Source organism: Clostridium sp. (assembly GCF_032552055.1).
Classification (GTDB): Bacteria; Bacillota; Clostridia; order Clostridiales; family Clostridiaceae; genus Clostridium.
The window spans coordinates 1-1,182 of sequence record NZ_JAWGSV010000434.1 but is presented as its reverse complement, the minus strand read 5'-3'; the positions used below and the strand labels follow the sequence as shown (position 1 = coordinate 1,182).

Below are 1,182 nucleotides of genomic sequence, written 5' to 3'. Positions count from 1 at the left end.
ATTTAATAATGATGTCCTACTGATGAACCAAGAATCATTAATTTTCTCGGCTTGCATTTCTTTACATCTTATTTTTTGCATCATTTGATGATAGCTTAGGCTCTTTATATCAGATAACTTTACACACTTCTCATCATCTGTTATTCTAAACACTTCCAATATTATCCCTCTCTTCATTAATCTTATTATTCATCTCCATACCCTTTTCATAAAATTCTGAACCACTTTTATAAATCATCTCTTTGAACTTAGATGTATCTTCTGTGTAAGTTATAGAAGATTCTAGTAAGTTATCCCCCCTAAAAGCACTTACCTGGTGTGCACTATTAGTTGAATCAGCAATAAAATTACTTGCAATACCTCTGCCTAAATGTGTACTCCAATTTTCCATATTTAGAAACATACCATACAGCCTTACTTCTACATTATTACTTCTTAGCAACTTATTTATAAATTCTTTCTTAATTTTTTCAAAATAATAACTGTACATTTTTGAAGTTAATAATTGACCTTTCTTATTTGAAAATAATGCATCACTCCCATCAGTTGCATAATAAGTATTATCAATCAAATGATTTTTTAATAACTTAGGTAAATAATTCCCCACATTATACACAACTTGTTTCCTTTTAGATTTATTTAATGCTTGATTATAATCCTTGTATTTTTCAGATATTATTTCATTATTTATATTTATAGTTAATTTGGTAGTTCCCCAACCAAATGAACTGATAGAACTTCTTCTAGTATTTACAACCTCACTTTTCCTTAATCCACCAAAACATTGAAAAAATACACCTAATGCTATTCTTGGTTCTACTTCTAGTGCTGTTTCGATAAAGGGGATTACAAAATCCTCTTTTAAATGATGTAATCTCTTTTCACTTCTTTTATTTGATGGGTATAAATAATCGCGAAAAATTGTACCATTAATCGGAAGTATGCCTTTTCTGTTTCTATAATTGTTTTCATTATAACTTGGTTTCATTTCATCAAATAACTTAATACCAACTTTATTTAGCAATTCTTTTTTAGATAAAAAGAAATAAAATTTATCCAATGTATTTCTTTCTAACAAAAAATATTTTTCACTACAACCATTAGAAGTTACTGTAGTTAAATAATCTTCTCCATGATATATTTCTAAATTTGAAAAAGTACTTAGTTTATATTTATTATTAT

1 protein-coding gene is annotated in these 1,182 nt (G+C 26.9%); it reads right to left on the bottom strand.

What is annotated here, in order from left to right:
• Nucleotides 1-145: 145 nt before the first annotated feature.
• Nucleotides 146-1,182 (bottom strand): hypothetical protein (locus tag E6248_RS16200; protein ID WP_316341795.1); only part of this gene is annotated, 1,037 nt, incomplete at its 5' end.